The organism is Psychrobacter immobilis (genome assembly GCF_904846185.1).
GTDB lineage: Bacteria > Pseudomonadota > Gammaproteobacteria > Pseudomonadales > Moraxellaceae > Psychrobacter > Psychrobacter immobilis_B.
In genome coordinates, this window is sequence record NZ_CAJGZQ010000055.1 from 1 (window position 1) to 1,362 (window position 1,362).

Annotated in this window: 2 protein-coding genes and 1 pseudogene; all 3 read right to left on the minus strand. The window is 38.3% G+C overall.

The genetic code is table 11. From position 1 onward, the window contains the following. Window positions 1-81: 81 nt before the first annotated feature. Complete coding sequence (locus JMW94_RS14630; protein ID WP_201604892.1) at window positions 82-609, minus strand: hypothetical protein; 528 nt, start codon at window positions 607-609, stop codon at window positions 82-84. Window positions 610-617: 8 nt separating this feature from the next. Beyond that, window positions 618-1,109 (minus strand): annotated as a pseudogene (locus JMW94_RS14910) (IS5 family transposase); the annotation flags it as partial. Window positions 1,110-1,202: 93 nt separating this feature from the next. Then, window positions 1,203-1,362, minus strand: a 160-nt coding sequence (locus tag JMW94_RS14645) for an IS3 family transposase (protein WP_413786204.1), incomplete at its 5' end; no start/stop codon positions are given.

The window sequence follows — 1,362 nt, forward strand, 5'->3', positions numbered from 1 at the left end:
TGATTGAGGGCCTTCACTTGGTGTTCTTTAACAATGATAAGACTGTATTTCGACAGTTAGTTAGCTTTTTAACCCCTAAACCTATGAAAATCGGGTGGGGATGATTTTTTTGTCGTGTGCAGAGATCTTATACATGCTTCTTCTTATTGCATTGCCTAATGTACTTTTTCTAGGAGTTTTAGATTTTTCACATATAACCCTTTTGAAAAATAACTCTAACATCAAAACAAGGCACATAGAGTCAAATATAGACTTACACTTTATTAAATAATTTGTGTATGTGATTTCATCATAATCTTTATTTTGATTCAGCTTAAATTTAACGATATTATTTTCACAGACCATATGCCCGTGATGAGAGGCATTTCGTAATTTATTATCAAAAGACTTAAAAATATCAAATATTTCTGGTGTATTCCTTAGAGGTCCCAGCTTATTTGCTTTATCAAGTGAGTTGTATTGCTTTAAATTCATCCGTTCAAACTGGTCATAATTTCTACCATTTTGTATATTGTTCAAGCATGCAATGATATCTAAATTACTTCCAAGATGCTCAAAACAGTTGCCATAGAACATTCTTACAGATTCAAAAGAATTAGGGCATGTCATCAATTAAGTCAAATGACACAAGAAACCAGATGAATTGCACTGAGGAAATAACTGGCTAACTTATCACAGCGAGTAGCAATTGCACGGTACTGCTTAATCTTGGCAAAGAAGTTCTCGATCAGATGCCGCTCTTTATAAAGTTCTTTATCGAAGTCTCTTGGCTGCAGCCTATGACACTTAGATGGTATGACTACATGGCCTTGTACGGCTTCAATCGGTTCAATAACGCGGGCATCCGCATCGTAAGCCTTATCGGCAGCCATGTCTGAGTGATACTGACATCTAATAGCTTATCTAAGCCACACAGGTCATGAGCCGCGCCACCGGTTAGATAAAAGCCAGTAGGATTGCCTAGCGCATCTGTTCGAGTATGTATTTTGGTCGTCAGTCCACCTTTGCTGCGTCCAATGGCTTGATCCCTTTTTTCCAGCACTGTGTTGATAGGCTTTAACTATGGTGGCATCTAACATGGCATATTCGTTGACAGACCCCTCAGACAGCTGAGTACACATGCTTCCATACCTCTTTTTTTAATCAGCGGCTAAAATGACCCCTGCCGTCAAATCCGTATACATAAACTTGGGAGATTTTAATTACGCAGCTTGACGATAATAATCAAACCACACCTGTCTTGGCGATTGATAGCCCAAACCCTTTTGAATCCTCGTCTGATTGTAGTACAGCTCGATATAACTGATAATATCATTGATGGCTGTGAACCTTGTTTTATAGTCTTGATGATATACCAGCTCA